Genomic DNA, 19114 nt, shown 5'->3' with positions numbered 1-19114 from the left:
AGGACACGCACCTGGACGGTCACTTTAGCGCCCCAAAATAAATTATAGAACCACTTTTTTTGCGGCTTTTTGCCTGCTATAATAAAAGGGTCTTTAGGAAGAAGGAGGGGACGCTTGTGTTTACTTGGGCCAAAAGGAAACTTGTCAGGTCATTTTTCCTGTCCCTTTTGTTGGGGACACTTACATGGGGAGATTCGGTTTTGGCAGCAGAACGAATTTTATATATTCCCCTTGATGACCGCCCAGTCAATCTTGCTTATACGGTGGATACCTTTAAAAAAGCGGGGATCGATGTCGTGACGCCGCCAACTGAGCTTCTAAGCTCGTCTTCGCGCAAGGGTGATCCTGATGCTCTGGGAAAATGGCTCCAAGAGGAAGGCCCCTTTGCAGAGGCAGCTGTTGTTGCCGCCGATTCCCTTATTTATGGAGGCCTTACCACGAGCCGGACCCACGAACTCAGTGAGACCTTGCTCAATGAGCGGGTCAATGTCCTGCTTGATTTCAAGACTCGTCATGCCGATATTCCTCTCTATGTGTTTGCGACGATTATGCGCTCCCCCAAGTGGAGCAGTGCCCCTCAGGAGCCTCAGTACTATGCCCAGTGGGGCCCAAAACTGTTTTTGTGGGGCGCCTTGCGAGATAAAAAGGACATGGGGCCGCTTAGTCGGAAGGAAGAAAAGGAACTCGGGGCCCTTCAAAAGGAAATTCCACTTTCCATCCAGAATGATCTGCTGCAGCGTCGGCAAAAAAATGCGGCCGTCCTAGCCCAGCTGTATGACGCGGCGGAAGCGGGAACCTTTGATTATTTTCTGATTGCAAGGGATGACTCAGCACCTTATTCCGAGGCTCACCTTGATGCCCGCAGACTGCTTCAGGATCGGAAAAAGTCCTACACGATCCGCTCTTTTTCAGGAACCGATGAGATGGGGATGATTCTTTTGACGAGGGCCTATTACAAGGCGCGGGGTCTGACGCCGATTGTGTATGGGTTCTATGCCCCCGGCGCAGGAAAAGATACCGTTCCTGATTACGAAGATGGAACCATTGCTCATAGTTATAAGGAACATGTCTGGGCCCTTGGCGGGTATCCTGCAAAACGAGCCAAGCGAGCCGATTTTGTGGCGGGAATTTATACGCCGCAGGACGGCGTGACACGCGGTGCAGATCAAGCGGCCAATACGGACCTTGTAACGTCAGGGATGACGGCTTTTCTCGATCAGTCGGAGGCCTTTCTCAGGGCGGGGTATGCCGTGGGCATTGCGGACATCGCTTTTGGCAACGGCAGCAGCAGGGGCCTGATCAAAGGACTTTTTGAACGCCGGCTGCCGCACAGCGCTGAGCCCATGGCCTATGATCTTGCGTCCTACGCCGGCTGGAATACGGCCAGCAATTCCTTGGGATACACGTTGGGACAGGGCCTTATGGCGCGGCAGATGACGCCGCAGAAAAGAAAGGAGCTTCTTACGGTGCGCTATCTCGACGACTGGGCCTATGAAGCCTTGGTGCGGCAGCACCTACGTGTGGAATACACCTATCCCAACAAATGGCAGGAAGGAAAGTTTACTCCAAAGGAAAAGGAAATCCTTCATACAGCCCTTCAAAAGGAAATGAAGGAAACGGCATTTCCTTATTTAGGCCAGCGTGTGGATGGGTACACTTATGACCTGCCGTGGAACCGGACTTTTGAAGTATCGGTGGTCAAAAAGACCATGAAATGAACGGACCGTCTTAAGGCGGCAGAGGAGGAGAATCATGACATTATACGATGAAGCCATGCAGATGAAAAATGAGCTTGTTGCCTGTCGGCGTGATTTTCACGCCCACCCTGAACTTGCCTGGACGGAGTTTCGTACTGCCTCCCATGTGGCAAAAGCGCTTAAGGACCTGGGTTATGAAGTGCTCATGGGAGCTTCCTGCATGAAGGAAGACGAAATGATGGGCGTTCCTGATAAAAATGAACTTGACCGCGCCATGAAACGAGCAATCAAGGAAGGGGCCGATCCCAATCTTGTGAAAAAGATGGAAGGCGGCAAGACGGGCGTCGTGGGCATCATGCATTTTGCTAAGCCGGGTAAGACGGTGGGCCTGCGCTTTGACATGGACTGTCTGCTTGTCGATGAAAACCCAACGGACGCGCATCGCCCGACCCGGGAAGGCTTTGCGTCGACCCATCCGGGCCTGATGCATGCTTGTGGGCACGATGGACACACAACCATTGGTCTTGGCGTAGCACGCCTCATTGCCGCCCACAAAGATGAAATGGCAGGCACGGTAAAGCTCTGCTTCCAGCCCGGTGAAGAAGGTGTCATGGGTGCCCGCGGGATGGTGGCAAGTGGTATTGTCGATGATGTGGATTATTTCCTGAGCGGGCATATTGGTCTTGGCAATGGCGAAAATAACAGCCTAGTCTGTATGACCGAAGGATTCCTTGCAACAAGCAAGATTGATGCGTTCTTTACGGGAAAACCGGCCCATGCCGGTGCCAATCCCCAGAATGGCCGCAACGCCCTTCTTGCAGCGGCCCAAGCTTCGCTGGCCCTCCATACCATTTCCCGTCACAGCGACGGCCCTTCCCGCGTTAATGTGGGAATTCTCAAGGCAGGGACGGGACGAAACGTCATTCCTGACAACGCGGTCATCAAATTTGAGACCCGCGGCGGTTCGACAGCCATCAATGAATTTATGGAAGGAGAAGCCCGCCGCATGGTCAAGGCCGCAGCTGATATGTACGGCGTTACCGTGAAAATGGTCGCCCGCGGCAGTGCGGCGTCAGGCAATTCTTCACCTGACATGGGCGAAGAGGTCTATGAAGTCGTCAAGGGACTTGGCGTCTACAGTGACATCGAAAAAAATCATACCGTCAGCGGCAGTGAGGACTGCTCGTACTTTATGAGCCGCGTCCAGAATCATGGCGGCAAGGCCGTTTACATGCTCTATGGGACGGAGGAAGCTTCGGGTCATCACACCAGTGAATTTGATTTCAATGAAGATGTCCTGCCCCTTAGCGTCTATACCGTAACGGAACTTGTAAAGCACTTTTTGAATAAATGACAAGCGTTCTCCCAGCAAAGCAAATCTTGTTTTGACGGGAGAATTTTGGCTTTCCCTTTAGGACAGACTCTTGGTGCGATACTATCAGGACGCGCAAAAAATGACTGTACCACGGGGAATTCATTGTGATACACTAGTAGCACAGTACCAACAAATTTGCTGAGGGGGATCAAAGTTAATGAAAGAAAGACGCATTATCGAAGTCGAAGAAAAGCTGCCCATCCTTCAGACGCTGCCGCTTAGCCTACAGCATCTATTTGCGATGTTTGGCGCTACGGTCCTTGTACCTTTCCTGCTGAACGTTGACCCATCAACGGCGCTTTTTATGAACGGTGTTGGCACTTTGCTGTATCTCACCATTTGCAAATGGCGCCTGCCAAGTTACCTAGGTTCGAGCTTTGCCTTTATTTCGCCTGTCCTTGCCGTTACCCACACGGCGGGCCTTACGTATGGGGACGCGCAGGGTGGCTTCATTGCCTTTGGGCTCTGCTTCATCCTTGTGGGCCTTCTGGTGAAAAAAATAGGGACCCGGTGGATTGACATGCTCTTTCCGCCTGCTGCTATGGGGGCTATTGTCGCCATCATCGGTCTTGAGCTTGCGCCCATGGCCATGAACATGGCAGGCTTCATGGATCCTGTAAAGGGCATGACAAACGTCCAGGCTATGGAGATTTCGTCGGCAACGCTCATTATCACCATCCTTGCGACCATCCTGGGCAAGGGCTTTATCGGCATCATTCCCATTCTCATTGGAGTGGTGAGCGGCTACGCCATTGCCTATGGGCTCGGCGTGGTTTCCTTTGAAAGCGTTGCGGCCGCAGCCTGGTTTTCGGCTCCGACCTTTTATCGTCCCAGCTTTCATCTTAACGCCATCATGATGATCCTGCCTGCCGTTTTTGTCGTTCTTGCCGAACATTTGGGGCACCTATTTGTAACCAGTGACATTGTCGGCCGTAACCTCATCAAGGATCCTGGGCTTCACCGCTCGCTCATTGCAGACGGCCTTTCCAATGTGCTTTCCGGACTTGCTGGCTCCACGCCGAACACGACCTATGGGGAAAACATGGGGGTCATGGCCATTACCGGCGTATACAGCACATGGGTCATTGGCGGCGCTGCCATCCTTGCCATTATCTTTTCCTTTGTCGGCAAGATTGCAGCTCTCATCCACAATATCCCCGGTCCTGTTATGGGAGGTGTCAGCATTCTCCTTTTTGGCTTCATTGCTGCTTCTGGACTGCGCATGATGGTTGACCGCAAGGTGGATTTCACCAAACCGAAGAACCTGATCCTTTCGGCCCTGACCCTCATTTCCGGTCTTAGTGGTGCCACCATCGTCATTGGTCCGGTTCAGCTCAAGGGAATGGGCCTTGCTACAGTGGCAGCCATCCTTGCCAGCCTTGCCTTCCTGATTTTTGAAAAAATCGGCTGGGTGGAACGGGAGTAGAGCGCGAACTTTTTTCGCAATTAAGCGCAAAATGAGCGCATCTTTCGTTGAAAATATGATACAATTATGATATATTGTTCTGAATATAACAAACAGGGAGGAAGAACATGGAAAACTTACAGCATGAGCTTGTCCTGGTCGTTGACTTTGGCGCCCAGTATGCACAGCTGATTGCGCGCCGTGTCCGTGAATGTGGCGTTTACTGCGAAATCATTCCTTATAGCTATACCATCGATCAAATCAAGGCCAAAAATCCGAAAGCCCTGATCTTCTCCGGTGGACCGAACAGTGTTTATGCCGAAAATACGCCGTCTGTCGACGATGGTGTCTTCTCCTTAGGAATTCCTATCCTCGGTCTCTGCTATGGTCATCAGCTCATGGCAAAGAAACTGGGCGGCGTCGTTGCCCATGCTGGTTCTGCCGGTGAATACGGAAAGACGGCTGTTTCCCTTGATCATGAGACGCGTCTTTTTTCCGGCATCGAAAAGAACAATATTTGCTGGATGAGCCATCAGGACTATGTCGAAACCGTACCGGAGGGCTTTGTTGTGGCAGGGCACACGGAAGAATGCCCCGTTGCGGCCATGATAAACGAGGAAAAACGCTTCTATGGCGTCCAGTTCCATCCGGAAGTCATGCATACGCCCTTTGGCAAAAAAATGTTCAGTAACTTCCTCTTTGATATCTGCGGCCTTTCCGGTGATTGGTCCATGTCGAGCTTTGCCCAGACCCAGATCAAAGCTATCCGTGAAAAAGTGGGGGATAAGAACGTCCTGTGCGCCATGAGCGGCGGCGTTGACTCCTCGGTTGCTGCCGTTCTCGTCCACAAAGCCGTGGGCAAGCAGCTCACCTGCGTCTTTGTTGACCATGGTCTTCTTCGTAAAGATGAAGGCGACCAAGTAGAACAAGTCTTCAAACGCGATTTTGATATGAACCTCATCCGCGTCGACGCCAAGGAACGTTTCCTGTCGAAACTCAAAGGTGTCAGCGATCCGGAAAAGAAACGCAAGATCATTGGTGAGGAATTCATCCGTGTCTTTGAAGAAGAGTCCAAGAAAATCGGTCATGTCGACTACCTCGTTCAGGGCACTATCTACCCAGACGTTGTTGAATCGGGCGGCACCGGCACCAGTGCCACCATTAAGAGCCACCACAACGTCGGCGGCCTGCCGGAAGACATGGACCTTGACCTTATCGAACCGCTGCGTGCGCTCTTTAAGGATGAAGTTCGCGCCGTAGGCGAAGAGCTGGGGATCCCGAGCGAACTTGTTTGGCGTCAGCCCTTCCCGGGACCGGGGCTTGCTATCCGTGTACTTGGTGAAGTGACGGAAGAAAAACTTGCCATCGTCCGCGAAGCTGATGCTATCTTCCGCGAAGAAATCGCCAAAGCCGGTCTCGACCGCAGCATCTGGCAGTACTTTGCCTGCCTGCCGAATATCCGCAGCGTTGGGGTCATGGGTGACTTTAGAACCTACACCAACACCATCGCCCTGCGCGCGGTAAACAGCACCGACGGCATGACAAGTGACTGGTCCCATATCCCGTACCACGTCCTTGATATCGTCTCCCGCCGCATCGTCAATGAAGTGCCTGGCGTCAACCGTGTCGTCTATGACATCACGAGCAAACCGCCTGCAACGATTGAGTGGGAATAAGAGAAACAAGAAGAGGAAACACCCGTCAAGTCTTTGGAGACTTGACGGGTGTTTTTGTTGCAAGTAAAAAAAGAAATTCCTTGCGGTAATCCTTCTTCTTCGTGCAAGTCCTTCCCGTGGAGATCAGTACAATGCCAATTAGATATTGCAGCTTACTTAAAATAGGTATTTAACATAGTAGAACAGATGCAATAACATGAAATAGCTGCGAGAAGACCGGTGATTATCTATGTCTTCTTTTCTTATCGGGCGCTTACCGGTTTGGCGCTGGACATCCAGTCTTTGGCATCACAGCCTCCTTCTCCTTATTTGTTTAACCTACTTCTTAAAAAAAGTCCTTGCAATATACCTTGCGGGGGTATATAATCATTTCTGCAATAAGATACCCGCTTGGGGTATATAAAGAAAGGACGATAAGTATGAAAGAGACTGTTTTGCAGGTGGAAAACCTGCAGAAAGATTTTAAGGCAAAGTCGGGCGTCATCCACGCCGTAAAACATGTTTCCTTCCAAGTGGAAAAAGGTGAGATCTTTGGTTTCTTAGGTGCCAACGGCGCCGGTAAGTCAACAACCATCAACATGGTGACGACGCAGCTGCTTCCTACGGGCGGCAAGATCCTCTACGATGGGAAGGACCTTACGGGCGATGTGGCCGCTATCCGCCGCAAGATTGGTGTGGTTGCACAGCATAACAACCTGGAGCGGCAGCTCACGGCAGAGGAGAATCTTTATTATCACGGCCGTTATTTTGGCATGGACCCTAAGGTCATCCGTGAGCGTTCGGAAGAGCTTCTGCGGAAGTTTGGTTTATGGGAACGCCGTAAGGACTTTGTCCGTTCCTATTCGGGCGGCATGGCGCAGCGTCTCAAGATTGCACGGGCCATGCTCCACAATCCGGAGGTCCTTTTCCTTGATGAGCCGACAACGGGACTTGATCCGAACTATCGCAAGATCCTTTGGGACCAGATGCTTAAGATGAACAGGGAAGGAACGACTATTTTCCTCACGACCCATTATATGGAAGAAGTCGAGTCCTTCTGTGACCATGTTGCCATCATGAAGCAGGGCGAACTTCTTGCGTATGGGACGGTAGAAGGTCTTGAAAAACAAACTGGGACTCATTCCCTTAATGATGTATTCCTGACCCTCACGGACCGTGACGGTGTCGATGATCGGCAAAGTGCCAATAGGGAGGCGTAAGTGATGAAAAATTCTAAGAATGAAACAACAACAGCCTTTTGGGCCATGGTGTCCCGTGATCTCTTGGTTCAGTGGCGGGATCATAATGAATTTATCTTTCGTGTGGCCATGCTGCCCTTGATTCTCATTGTTGTCTATGGCTTCATGCTGCCGACGGTGGGTCTTCTGCCTGTGGAATTTCCGACTCATATGTTCTGCGGCATGATTGGTATGAGCATGCTCATTACGGGCATTCACGGAACGGCTGTCCCGATCTCCATGGACTTCCATAACCTCCGCGAAATTGAAGACCGGCTCCTGGCGCCTGTATCAAGCCGTACCGTGGCTTATGCCAAGATGACCGTCGGCGTCCTTGAATCTTTTGTGGGCGGCCTCATCGTTCTTCCTATTTCCCTTATTTTTATGGGTCACGCCATTTCTATCGACCTTTCCCTGGAGCGGCTGCCCCTTCTTGTCCTGGTCCTTCTTCTCACGGCGTTTGCTTCGGCTGCTATGGGACTTCTTGTAGGAACCATCATCAAACCCTCCCAGATTGCAGCCATGTTCCCCGGTTTCCTCATGCCCGTTGTCTTTTTGGGAAGCATCTTTTATACTTGGCACCAGCTAGCGCCCCTACCAATCATGCAAGCTATTACCCTCATCGATCCTTTGACCTGGATCAATGAAGCTATCCGCGCTGTCATGACGCCTCAAATCCGCAGCCTGCCTCTGTGGGTAACGATTATTGGCATGGCGGGTTGGATTCTTTTCATGGGACGGATTGCGTTTTCGAGATTTGATCGGATGGTGTATAGTCATTGATTTTACTCGGAGCATAAATTGCTCCGAGTAAAACAGTGTATCTTCATTGCTTGGGAAAAGCGTTATCTGTGGCAATGATAGGATGTCTATATTTCCAAGAACGTGAGTCTTCTTGCAGTATTGAGCTTAAAACAGCAGGAATGTCTGGTTAAGGCTTTCGTTATGTCTTTTTCCTTTGGGAATGATGCAGGATGACTCAACCCATTGCAATCTAGTCTTTCCCGTCTGGTGTTTTTCGTATGGCCTTTTGCTTTTGAAATGCCTTCGTGTTTTTACTTACAACTCAAAACTTATAACTGCCTTTGACGCGGTTTGACGCCGGCGTTACAGTGTTTCAGCATTACAGCCGTTTTTCAGCCGTGAAGCCAGAACCGTAGGATTGAGCCATCTATTCAGGGCTAATGCCCTGAATAGATGGCTCAACAGCATACTTTAAATCATCCTTATTTTCCTGTATAATATCTTTACCATCACACCTTTAGGAGGAATCATGCCTAAAAATAGACTGGAAGCGTTCAGCGACGGCGTTCTTGCCATTATCATCACCATTATGGTCCTTGCTATGGAGGCGCCGGAAGGAAAATCTTGGCGCGACCTTGGCGCCGTCATTCCGACGTTCATTGGCTATATCATCAGCTATACCTATGTTGGGATCTACTGGGTGAATCATCATCGACTGATCCAGTCCGTGGAGACCATCAAGGGCCGGAGCCTGTGGGCCAATCTTTTGTGGATGTTTTTTGTATCCCTCATTCCTTTTGCTACGGCCTGGGCTTCCAACACAGGATTTGCCGCTGTACCTGTTTCCCTTTATGGCGGGGTCCTTTTCCTTACGGCCATCGCTTATCAAACCCTTGATATGACAATCCGCCATGCCAAAGGACAGATGGACAGCCTTTGGACGGTTGTGACGGGGGACAGACGGAACCTTCTTACGGTTATAAGCTATGCCGTTACTGTACCTCTTGCCTACATTTATGTGCCTGCGGTCTATATTATTTATGTCATGACGGCCTTTTTATGGATCTTTCCCGAAGTAGAAGGTCACGCTTCTTAAAGCCCTGCTCGTCAGCCCTTTTGCTTTCTCAATCAGTGAGGAAGTAAAGGGCTTTTCTTGACGCCATACGGGCCTCATTGTATCATGATAGAAAGTAGAAACCGGTAAGAAGAGAGGCCCCCATCTTGTATGATCAGCGTCTTGAGACATTTTTGTGCGTTGCCGACAACGGCAGTTTCAATAAAGCAGCCGAAGTTTTATATATTTCTCCGCCTGCTGTCATCAAACAGATCAATGGTCTTGAAAAAAGCCTGGGCTTTCCGCTTTTTGTACGGACTCACCGTGGCCTTTTTTTGACAGCAGCAGGGGCGTCACTTGCCGAAGATGCCCGTTACGTGATTCAGTACAGCAAGGATTCCATCGTCCGGGCCCAGCGAGCCATGGAGCAGGGAGCAGAGACCATCCGCATCGGGTCTTCACCCATGACGCCGGCCCAGGTCCTCGTGGACTTGCTGCCTCAATTGCAGGATCTTGACCAAAAAATCAAATTTCAGGTCATTCCCTTTGAAAACACGCCGGAAAACGCGCGGGAAATCTTGTCCCATTTAGGACGCAATATTGATGTTGTGGCAGGGATTTTTGATGAAACGATGCTTCGCCTGCGGAGGTGCCAGGGTTTTGAACTCAATAGAACACCTCTTTGCTGTGCCCTTTCCCTTCATCATCCCTTGGCGAAAAAGGACTTTCTCACTGTAGAGGACCTTCATGGCGAGGCGCTTATGCTCATTCGGGAAGGGTGGAACCATTATGTGGATGAACTGCGTCACGATCTCATGGACGGGCATCCTGAAATCAAATTGATAGACTTTGATTTTTATGATACGGAAGCCTTTAACGAATGTGATCGGAAAAACGCCCTCCTTATGGCTGTTCCTCAGTGGGAAGCTGTTCATCCTCTTCTTAAGATTCTTCCTGTGAGGTGGGACTACACCGTCCCTTATGGACTTCTTTACGGGCATAAGCCTTCGGCGCCGGTAAAGCGCTTTTTGCACGCCCTTGCGCAGATAACGGAAAGGTTTACTGAAAACGAGTTTTAATGAAAAGGTTTATACTGCAAAGCTAAACGAGACTTCTGTGGAGGTCTCGTTTTTTTTATAATGGGGACAGATGAGAAAAGGAGGATCTCCTATAAAGATAACCTTTGGTATCCTCGCTCTTTTGGTCCTTCTGTTCTTTGGCGCCGGCTGTGGGGACATGCAGGCAATCCAAGCACCGCAAAAAGGACAGACAGGGCAGGAAAGGGGAGTGACGATGAACAAACCATTCACACAAAAGACATCCATCAAAGAAGTCATTGAATCACCTGTTTTAGAGCCCTATGGGCGGCTTCTCTTTCCTGTTCATACCGGCTGCATGAGCGGACACACCCTGGAGGACCTCCAGCTCATTTGGTACAGCCACATTGATCCCCAGGAAACAATCGCCATTGTCAATGCCCTTTGGGAGCGGGCCCGGCAAAAAGAAACAGTTTTTTATGATATTTACAGTGATGCCGAAAAGGCGGCGGATCCCCGCAAAAAAGACACGGGCCTTTTCTTCTTTAAAGGCCGGAAAGGCGCACCCTTTGCCGTTGTGAATGCTGGCGGCGGTTTTGTGTATGTGGGCGCCATGCATGATAGTTTTCCCCACGCTTATGAGCTTTCCAAACGGGGTTATAACGCTTTTGCCCTCATTTACCGCCCCGGCGCGCAAACAGCCTGCGAAGATTTAGCAAGGGCCATTAGCTTCATCTTTGCCCATGCCGCTGAACTGGGCGTTGACACGAAGCACTATTCCCTCTGGGGCGGCTCGGCAGGGGCCCGCATGGCGGCCTACCTTGGCTCTTATGGCCCCGCAGCTTTTGGCGGAAATGACCTGCCTCGTCCAGGGGCTGTCATCATGGAGTACACGGGTCATTCGGATTACACCAAAAACGACCCGCCGACCTTTGCCGTGGTTGGTGACGATGACGGCATCGCCAATTGGCGCGTTATGCAGCGCCGGTTGGAAACTCTAAGCAATCTTGGCATTCCCACGGAATTCCATCATTACCCTGGCCTTGGCCATGGCTTTGGTCTTGGCACCGGAACGGCGTCAGAAGGCTGGTTTGATAAGGCCGTTGCCTTCTGGGAAGCACAAATGAAAAAGTAACAGAGGAGGAAAGAATCATCATGAAAAAAAGGATGCTTGGAAAAGACCTTGAAGTTTCTGCCATCGGTCTTGGCTGTATGGGCATGAGCCATGCCTATGGCGCGCCCAGTGACCGCAAGGAAATGAAGGAACTCATTGCGCGCGCCGTCGAGCTTGGCTGCACATTTTTTGACACGGCTGAATCCTACGGCACGGAAGAAAACCCTCACGACAATGAAGAACTCTTGGGAATTGCTTTAAAGTCCTATCGCAGCAAGGTTAAGATTGCCACGAAGTTTGGCATCAGTTTTGACTGGGACGCACCGTCCGTCAATAAACCGCTCGTCGTCGATTCTCGTCCGGAAACGATCCGCAAAAGCGTGGAAGGCTCTCTAAAGCGGCTTCAGACGGACCATATCGACCTCTACTACCAGCACCGCGTCGACCCCAAGATCCCTATTGAGGATGTGGCGGGAACGGTGAAGGACCTTATTGATGAGGGAAAGATTACCCATTGGGGCCTTTCCGAAGTGGACGAAGAAACGCTGCGTCGGGCCCACAAGGTTTGCCCGGTGACGGCCATTCAGAACCGCTATTCCATGATGGCCCGCTGGTATGAATCTCTTTTCCCCGTCTTGGAGGAACTGGGCGTGGGCTTTGTTGCTTTTTCGCCCCTTGCCAACGGTTTTTTGACGGCGGCCTACAAAAAGGGCACGGCCTTTACGGAAAAAGGCGATTACCGCTCCGTCATGCCCCAATTTTCCAGTGAAGGGCAGGTTGAAAATGCAGGCCTCGTAGTCCTTCTCGAAAAAATCGCCCGCGAAAAAAACGCCACGCCGGCCCAGGTTTCCCTTGCCTGGATGCTTGAGAAAAAGCCCTATATTGTGCCCATTCCAGGGACGCGGAAGTGCAGTCGTCTCGAAGAAAACTTGGGCGCTGCAGCCCTTAGCTTTACGCCGGAAGAACTGGCGTCCCTTGACGGGGAGCTGCGCCATACAAAAATGTCCGCGGTTTTTGGTGGCACGGCCATCAAAAAATAAATCGGTATGATTCATTCAGTGATAATAGGAGGTACTATTATGCGTAAAAATCTTGGCACGAAACCATTCTTTTATCCACTGCCCGTCCTCATCATTGGTTCCTATGATGAAAAGAGGAACCCGGATCTTATGAACGCCGCTTGGGGCGGCCTTTATGAAGCCGACAAGGTGATCTTGAGCCTTAGCCCAAGTCATCAGACAACGGAAAACATCAAGGCAAAGAAAGCCTTTACCATCAGCTTTGCTGATAAGGCACATCTAGTTTCCGCCGATTACGTGGGCCTTGTGTCGGCAAAACATGAACCGAAGAAAGTGGAAAAATCGGGTTTCCACGTTGTAAAAAGTGAACTTGTCGACGCACCCCTTGTAACAGATCTTCCCGTTGCCCTTGAGTGCTCCCTCATTAAGATGAACGAGGACGGTACCATCATTGGCAGGATTGAAAATGTGAGCGTCGACGAAAGCGTCCTTGATGAGGCAGGAGAGCTTGATATGACGCGGTTTGCGCCCCTTTCCTTTGAACCTTTCCATCGCACCTATCACGTCCTCGGCGAAAAAGTAGGCACGGCTTTTAAGGATGGAGGTAAACTCAAATGACGCAGCGTCCCTTTGTTGTCTGTCATATGCTGACAAGCCTCAACGGCAAGATTGATGGGGTATATTTTGAAAATCCAGCGGCCGGTCCTGGTCTTGATTGCTTTGGCAAGATCCGTAACAGTTACCATTGTGACGCGGTCATTTTTGGCGCGGCGACCATGGAAGCCTTCTGCGAGGGAAAACTTAATGAGACCGCCCTTGCAGACAAAAAGGACCTTCCTAAAAAGGATTGGGTGAGCCCAGAAGCGGCAGATAATGAGGGCTTTCAGGTGGTCCTCGATCCCCTGGGGAGCCTTGCCTACCATCGGTCTTTCCTGCAGCGCGGCACAGGGCCCCGTCAGCACATCATTGAAGTGGTGTCGGAAAAAGTCCCCGGAGCGTATCTTTCCTACCTCCAGGAAGTGGGCGTCTCCTCTATCGTAGCCGGCAAGGATAGCCTTAAAGGCGCCGTCATCCTGCAAAAACTAGCGGACCTTTTTGGTATTTCCCGCATTGCCTTAAGCGGTGGCGGCCTCACGAACGGCACCTTCCTGCGGGAGGGCCTTATTGATGAACTGAGTCTTGTCATCGTTCCCGTCGCAGAAATGGAAAAGGGGGCAACCTCTTTTGAAGCTATGGATGGGGCGCCCCTTTTGAAGAACTCAGCCTTTACCTTAAAGGGTGTGGAAGTCCTTGCAAAAGATGCGTTGTGGATCCGCTATGAGCGGGTAAAAGGATAAGGAGGTTGGCGATGAAAAAGAGACAATTTCTTGCAGCCGCCCTTTTTAGTGCGGCCGTGATGACTTTTAGCACGGTTTCTTTCGGAGAAGCGGCAGAAGCCCTTCAGATCAAGGAACAAGGCGTCTTTTCTGCCGGCGGGACCGTACTCCATTCTCCGGGAACCTTTGACATCTGTCACTACTATACATCGCGGGAAGGGTCCACGGCCCATGTGGATCACGCCAATGTCCTTTATGAAGTGCCCCAAAAGGAAACGGGTCTTCCCATGGTCTTTCTCCATGGCTATGGTCGGTCCCGCACGGGATGGATGACGACGCCGGACGGCAAGCCGGGTTGGGCGGATTTCTTTTTGCGCCATGGTCACCGTGTGTACCTTATTGATGAACCGCGCCGTGGTGAGGCAGGGGCAACGGGGAAGGCGGGCACCATGACGACGACGCCCAGTGACCAGACTTGGTATACGCAGTTTCGCATCGGCACCTACAAAAATGGCGCCTTTACATATAATAAGGACTCTAAGTTCCCCAAAGGAGAAGCGGCCTTGAACCAGTTCTTCCGGCAGATGACACCGGATACGGGCATGGATAACGCCGCCGGTGAGCAGGCCATTGATACGGATGTTGTCGCAAAGGCCGTTGCTGCTGCCATTGATGAAATCTACGACCGGACGGGGAAAAAGTCCATCCTCGTGACCCATTCCCAGGGCGGTGGACCGGGCTGGGAAACGGTGCGCTGCACGCCCCATGTAGCGGCCATTGTCGCCATTGAACCGGGCGGCGCTGCAGCGCCTGGCAGTGCGGCTTATAAAGCGTTGGCAGAGAAAAAAATCCCTGTCACCTTCTATTATGGGGACTATATTGGAAAAGACCTTCCTGATATTCCCGCAGCTGCTATGTGGCAGCGCATGGCAGAAACGGCCGATACCTTTACAGCGGCCTATGAAAAAGAAGGTCTTACGAGTACCGTCGTCCATTTGCCCAAGCTCGGCATCAAAGGGAACTCTCATTTTATGTTCGAAGAAGCAAATCGTGACGAGATTGCCGCGATGATTGAAGAGTGGATCAGGAAGTACGCGAAGGGATGAGGCATTTATTTGAAGCGATTTTTATGCCGAGTAAAGATAAAGGCGACCTTCGTATGATATAATAGGACTGCAGCTTCAAAACGAAAGGCTGCAGAAAGGATGGATTCCATGAAAGAATTGACTCCTGACCTTCTCCAGGAATTTAGTCGGTCCTATGCCCAAAAAGACGGGGCACAGACTCTTCATATGACTCTTTATAAAACCGATATGGCTGACCTTTCTTATGTGCCGCTCAAAGGGGAGGCCCTTAAAGGTGCTTTTTCCGTGGAAGTAAAGACCCGCGGCATTACGGCACAGGAACAATCGGGCCGGTGCTGGCTTTTTGCGGCCCTAAATATTCTTCGCGAAAGGGTGGCAGAAAAATGTAGGCTCGATGAATTTGAGCTTTCCCAGAACTACCTTTCTTTTTATGATAAGCTGGAAAAAGCCAATAACGTCCTTCAGATGGTCATCGACCATGCCCATGAACCTATCAAGGGGCAGCTCATGCAGTATGTGCTTCAAGGCGTTGCTGATGGGGGATACTGGTGTGAAGCCGTTGACCTTGTGGAAAAATATGGTGTCGTACCCAAACAAGTTCACCCGGAAACATACCAGTCTGGTCATACGGCCCGTTTTGTGAGCATCATCAACCGCCTTGTGCGCAAAGACGCGTGGGAACTGAGGGAACTCGTTCTTGCGGGAAAGGACCCTTATGCACGCAAGAAGGAAATGATGCAGGAAATCTACGATGCCCAGTGCATTGCTTTTGGAGAACCGGTCCAGACTTTTGATTTTTCCTATCGCGACAAGGATAAGGTCTATCATGAGGAACGGGACCTGACGCCCCTTGATTTCTATCATCAGTACGTCGAAGGTTCACTCCGGGATTATGTGGCCATCGTCAACGAACCGACGGACATCATGCCCCTTCATAAACCCATCCAGTTCCACGGTGTGGAAAACATGGTGGGCCGGAATATGCTGGCTCTGAACCTGCCGCAAAAAGAGATGGAAGACCTTTGCGTCAAGCAGCTGAAAGCGGGCGACGCCATTTGGTTCGCCTGCGATGCTGGAGCTTATGGCGCACGGAAGGAAGGCGTTTGGGATCCGGAGAGCGTTTGCTGCGAGGCCCTTTTGGGAGGTTTTTCAACGGATATGCCCAAAGGCCGGCGTCTGGAGTATAACAGCAGCTCGGCGACGCATGCCATGATTCTCGTAGGCGTTCATTTTGATGAAACGGGTGCACCTGACCGCTGGAAGATTGAAAATTCCTGGGGTAAGGATGTGGGCGACGGCGGCTATTTCGTCTGCTCTGAGAAATATTTTGAGGACTTTGTTTACGAAGCGGTCATCAATAAAAAGCACTTGACGGATGCGCATCTCAAGATGCTTGAAGATGAGCCTGTCATCATCAATGCGTGGGATGAAGATCACTGAGGACGCCAAATTCCAGGAAATTGAAAAATATTCTTGACATTCCTCTAAAAATTGTGTAAGATAACATAGTCAGCTGTTTTAACGGAGTGGTACTCAAGTGGCTGAAGAGGACGGTTTGCTAAATCGTTAGGAGGGTTAAACCTCGCCAGGGTTCAAATCCCTGCCACTCCGCCATATCAAATGATAAGCCTTCAGGAGCAATCCTGAAGGCTTTTTGTGTTTTATTCAGACTAAAAAACGGGCTGATTTGATGTACTGCGTGCAGAGAATCAACGCAGTCTCCTCGCCAAGTCCCAGCTACTCCAAGCGGAACCCTTGCTCCTTCAAAAATTCACCAACTTCTTTTCGGCGAATCACGCTAAAAAACTCTGTCATTTTTTGTGTAAAGTCCGTATCCGCTGCGTTGCTGTCCCGCTCACTGTAATATGTCCTCATAATGGCGTCGTAGTCATGAAGGTCCGTCAGGGTCTTTTTGTCATAGGTATTTTCCACATAGACATTCTTTTTGGGAAGGCGCGGCTTGACGCCATTTTTGGCAAGGGGCGTACCGACGGTGAGGCCCAAAAGGGGAACTGTAAATTTTGGCAGGTTCAATTGCTTTGCGACGGTCCTGATGTCGTTGCGGATGCCCCCGATGAAGCAGATGCCAAGACCCATCGATTCCGCGGCGACTGCAAAGGATTGAGCTGCTATGGTGGCATCAACGATGGCAACCATGAGCGATTCCATGGTCCGGATACCATCCAAGGGTTTGCCCGCTTTTTCAAGCATCACGGCTTGACGGTACAGGTCTGCTACAAAGATATAAAAGGCGCCGCTTTCTTTGACGTAGGCCGCGCTGTTTGTGATATCGGCGAGCGTTTCTCGCAGACCTGGATCTGTAATATCAAGTAGGGAGTAGGCCTGGACGAAGTTTGAAGAGGAGCCGCTCTGGGCAGCTCGAAGAAGCTGGTCTTTTGTTTCCGCGGAAAGGATAGTCCCTTCAAAACTGCGCACAGAAACGTGGGAATACAAGGTCTCAAGGGTCTTATTCATAGTAACCTCCTAGGTTTTTGAACATTATACCATGACCGTGCCAAGTGTTGTCAACGCAGACATCGGCCCCGTAACTTTTGATTTTTGGACTGTCAACTTTGCGTCAAGTAGGGTATGATAGGGGTAACTTGATTTAAGTGAAAAGGAGAATCCCTATGCTGCAGGATATTGGTCAAGATCTTTTCCACAATGAATATATGCCGGTCCCGCCCCAAAAAGAAGATGTTGTCTTTTCCTTTGATGGCGGCAGAACCCTCCTTCGGGAAGGGAACGAAGGAATCGAAGTGCCCCTTGTCGGACTGCTAAAGGAGGAGGAGCTTCCTCATTTGCAGTATCTTTTTCGCATGGGGGACCGGTCCTGCTATCTTTGGATGGGCAAGGAGCCGCTCCAAAAGGCCTGCTTTTCCTATGAAATCGTTCGTAAATTCCGCCTTGCCCGTCCTCAAGCGCTCTGCTTTGCTGGTCAAACGGCCTATCATCTGTACCGCTGGTACCGAGACAATCGGTTTTGCGGAGCCTGCGGCCATGAAATGGTCCATGATACAGTGGAACGGGCCATGCAATGCCCCAGCTGTGAGCATGTGGTCTATCCCAAAATCATGCCTGCCGTTATCGTCGGTGTCATCCATGACGGAAAGCTCCTTACGAGCCGCTATGCCGGCAGGGCCTATGGCGGGCTTGCCCTCATTGCTGGTTTTGTGGAAATTGGTGAGACCGGTGAAGATACGGTACGCCGGGAAGTCATGGAAGAAGTGGGCCTTAAGGTTAAGAACATCACCTATTTTGCGACCCAGCCCTGGGGCTTTGAATCGGATCTGCTCTTAGGGTACTTCTGTGAAGTCGATGGGGATCCGACCATTCATGTAGACCACAGGGAACTTGCTACAGCCGAATGGATGGATGCAGAAACACTCCAAAAAGAAGAACTTCAAACCATTACCCTGACGGCTACGATGATGGATACCTTTCGGAAAGGCCTCTATCCGCCTAAAAAATAAGCCCCTGCGTCAAGGGCGGGAGTAAGTACCGCTATTTTTGACAAATGTCAGAAATAATGGTATAATTGACATATGTCGGAAAAAGGAGGCCGGCCATGGGCAGAACGAAAAGGAGCCGCAGGGTAGGGACTTATCCCGAGTGGAACAGTTTTGTCCCCGAAGATGGGGAGCACCCGGAGACGGTCTTTCTTTCTATCGAGGAGTTTGAGACCATCCGTCTTATCGATTATGAACATTTGACGCAAAAGGCTTGTGCTGACAACATGCAGGTTGCGCGGACAACGGTGACGGATATGTATGACCATGCCCGTTTTATCCTTGCTGACTGCCTTGTAAGCGGCAAGAAACTCGTCATTGCCGGAGGCCATTACAAGCTCAAGGAGCCCGCTTTGCAAGGCAGTGATTTTGTGAAAGAGAAAGGATTTGATATTATGCGTGTTGCGGTTCCCTATGAGAACGGTTCCGTGTTCCAGCATTTTGGCCGGACGGAAACCTTTAAAGTCTACGATCTTGATCACGGTGCTATTGTCTCGTCCGCCCTTCTGCCTACGATGGGCCAGGGCCATGGCGCGCTGAGCGGCTTTCTGAGGGAAGCTGGTGTGGATACGGTCCTTTGCGGCGGTATCGGTGAAGGCGCAAGACAGGCCTTGGGCGCGGAAAAAATCAACTTTTATGCCGGCGTAACCGGTTTATGTGACGACGCTGTTGCCGCTTTTTTGGCAGGGAACCTTGTGTATTCAAATGAACCCCATGTCTGCGGTCATCATGACCACCATGAGGTCGGCTGTCATCACAAGTAAGGAGAATAGAGCAGGGAGCACCTCAGTCTTTCAGGTGCTCTTTTTTTGTGGTTCTATAATTTATTTTGGGGCGCTAAAGTGACCGTCCAGGTGCGTGTCCTC

Annotated in this window: 17 protein-coding genes and 1 tRNA gene; 17 read left to right on the top strand and 1 reads right to left on the bottom strand. The window is 50.8% G+C overall.

All coding sequences use genetic code 11. The features are described from left to right. Positions 1-200 precede the first annotated feature (200 nt). From QZQ08_RS08155 to QZQ08_RS08085, 15 genes are all read left to right on the top strand, one after another. The gene (locus QZQ08_RS08155; protein ID WP_296330628.1) at positions 201-1718 is read left to right on the top strand and encodes a DUF4127 family protein; all 1518 of its coding nucleotides are present in this window, start codon (positions 201-203) and stop codon (positions 1716-1718) included. Positions 1719-1752: 34 nt separating this feature from the next. Continuing rightward, positions 1753-3051 carry an amidohydrolase gene (locus QZQ08_RS08150; protein WP_296330627.1) on the top strand — a complete coding sequence of 433 codons (1299 nt, stop codon included), beginning with the start codon at positions 1753-1755 and terminating at the stop codon, positions 3049-3051. Between the two features lie 178 nt (positions 3052-3229). Then, positions 3230-4498, top strand: coding sequence for a uracil permease (gene uraA / locus QZQ08_RS08145; RefSeq protein WP_296330626.1), 1269 nt, complete (start codon positions 3230-3232; stop codon positions 4496-4498). A gap of 107 nt (positions 4499-4605) precedes the next feature. Then, a complete protein-coding gene (gene guaA / locus QZQ08_RS08140) occupies positions 4606-6153 on the top strand; it encodes a glutamine-hydrolyzing GMP synthase (protein ID WP_296330623.1) in 1548 nt (515 codons plus the stop codon). 419 nt (positions 6154-6572) lie between these two features. Next, positions 6573-7352, top strand: a complete 780-nt coding sequence (locus QZQ08_RS08135; protein WP_296330620.1) for an ABC transporter ATP-binding protein — start codon at positions 6573-6575, stop codon at positions 7350-7352. 3 nt (positions 7353-7355) lie between these two features. Continuing rightward, entirely contained in the window at positions 7356-8153 is a 798-nt protein-coding gene (locus QZQ08_RS08130; protein WP_296330618.1) for an ABC transporter permease, read from the top strand. A 490-nt stretch (positions 8154-8643) separates the two neighbouring features. Next, positions 8644-9210 (top strand): TMEM175 family protein, encoded by a 567-nt coding sequence (locus tag QZQ08_RS08125; protein WP_296330614.1) that lies wholly within the window; start codon positions 8644-8646, stop codon positions 9208-9210. A gap of 125 nt (positions 9211-9335) precedes the next feature. After that, positions 9336-10247 carry a LysR family transcriptional regulator gene (locus QZQ08_RS08120; RefSeq protein ID WP_296330612.1) on the top strand — a complete coding sequence of 304 codons (912 nt, stop codon included), beginning with the start codon at positions 9336-9338 and terminating at the stop codon, positions 10245-10247. A 91-nt stretch (positions 10248-10338) separates the two neighbouring features. Continuing rightward, the gene (locus QZQ08_RS08115) at positions 10339-11340 is read left to right on the top strand and encodes an alpha/beta hydrolase (RefSeq protein WP_366140920.1); all 1002 of its coding nucleotides are present in this window, start codon (positions 10339-10341) and stop codon (positions 11338-11340) included. A gap of 20 nt (positions 11341-11360) precedes the next feature. Further along, entirely contained in the window at positions 11361-12359 is a 999-nt protein-coding gene (locus tag QZQ08_RS08110) for an aldo/keto reductase (RefSeq protein WP_296330606.1), read from the top strand. Between the two features lie 39 nt (positions 12360-12398). Then, a complete protein-coding gene (locus QZQ08_RS08105; RefSeq protein ID WP_296330604.1) occupies positions 12399-12956 on the top strand; it encodes a flavin reductase family protein in 558 nt (185 codons plus the stop codon). Then, a complete protein-coding gene (locus QZQ08_RS08100; protein WP_296330603.1) occupies positions 12953-13675 on the top strand; it encodes a dihydrofolate reductase family protein in 723 nt (240 codons plus the stop codon). Before QZQ08_RS08105 ends, QZQ08_RS08100 begins: the two co-directional genes overlap by 4 nt. 11 nt (positions 13676-13686) lie before the next feature. Then, on the top strand, positions 13687-14760 hold the full coding sequence (locus QZQ08_RS08095; RefSeq protein WP_296330601.1) for an alpha/beta fold hydrolase: 1074 nt from the start codon (positions 13687-13689) through the stop codon (positions 14758-14760). Positions 14761-14868: 108 nt separating this feature from the next. Further along, positions 14869-16179, top strand: coding sequence for an aminopeptidase C (locus tag QZQ08_RS08090; protein WP_296330598.1), 1311 nt, complete (start codon positions 14869-14871; stop codon positions 16177-16179). A gap of 83 nt (positions 16180-16262) precedes the next feature. Then, positions 16263-16353 (top strand) — tRNA-Ser (locus tag QZQ08_RS08085). A gap of 123 nt (positions 16354-16476) precedes the next feature. Here the strand turns inward: QZQ08_RS08085 and QZQ08_RS08080 are convergent. Then, a complete protein-coding gene (locus QZQ08_RS08080; protein ID WP_296330596.1) occupies positions 16477-17214 on the bottom strand; it encodes an NADPH-dependent oxidoreductase in 738 nt (245 codons plus the stop codon). Between the two features lie 155 nt (positions 17215-17369). Between QZQ08_RS08080 and nudC the strand changes: the two genes are divergently transcribed. Beyond that, positions 17370-18212, top strand: coding sequence for an NAD(+) diphosphatase (gene nudC, locus QZQ08_RS08075; RefSeq protein WP_296330593.1), 843 nt, complete (start codon positions 17370-17372; stop codon positions 18210-18212). A 95-nt stretch (positions 18213-18307) separates the two neighbouring features. Then, positions 18308-19012: a DUF134 domain-containing protein gene (locus tag QZQ08_RS08070; RefSeq protein WP_296330591.1), complete on the top strand. Its 705-nt coding sequence runs from the start codon at positions 18308-18310 to the stop codon at positions 19010-19012. Positions 19013-19114 lie beyond the last annotated feature (102 nt).

The sequence above is a fragment of the uncultured Acidaminococcus sp. genome (assembly GCA_900538365.1).
Classification (GTDB): domain Bacteria; phylum Bacillota; class Negativicutes; order Acidaminococcales; family Acidaminococcaceae; genus Acidaminococcus.
Note: the sequence above shows the minus strand (reverse complement) of the source record. Positions and strands in the feature narration are given on the sequence as shown.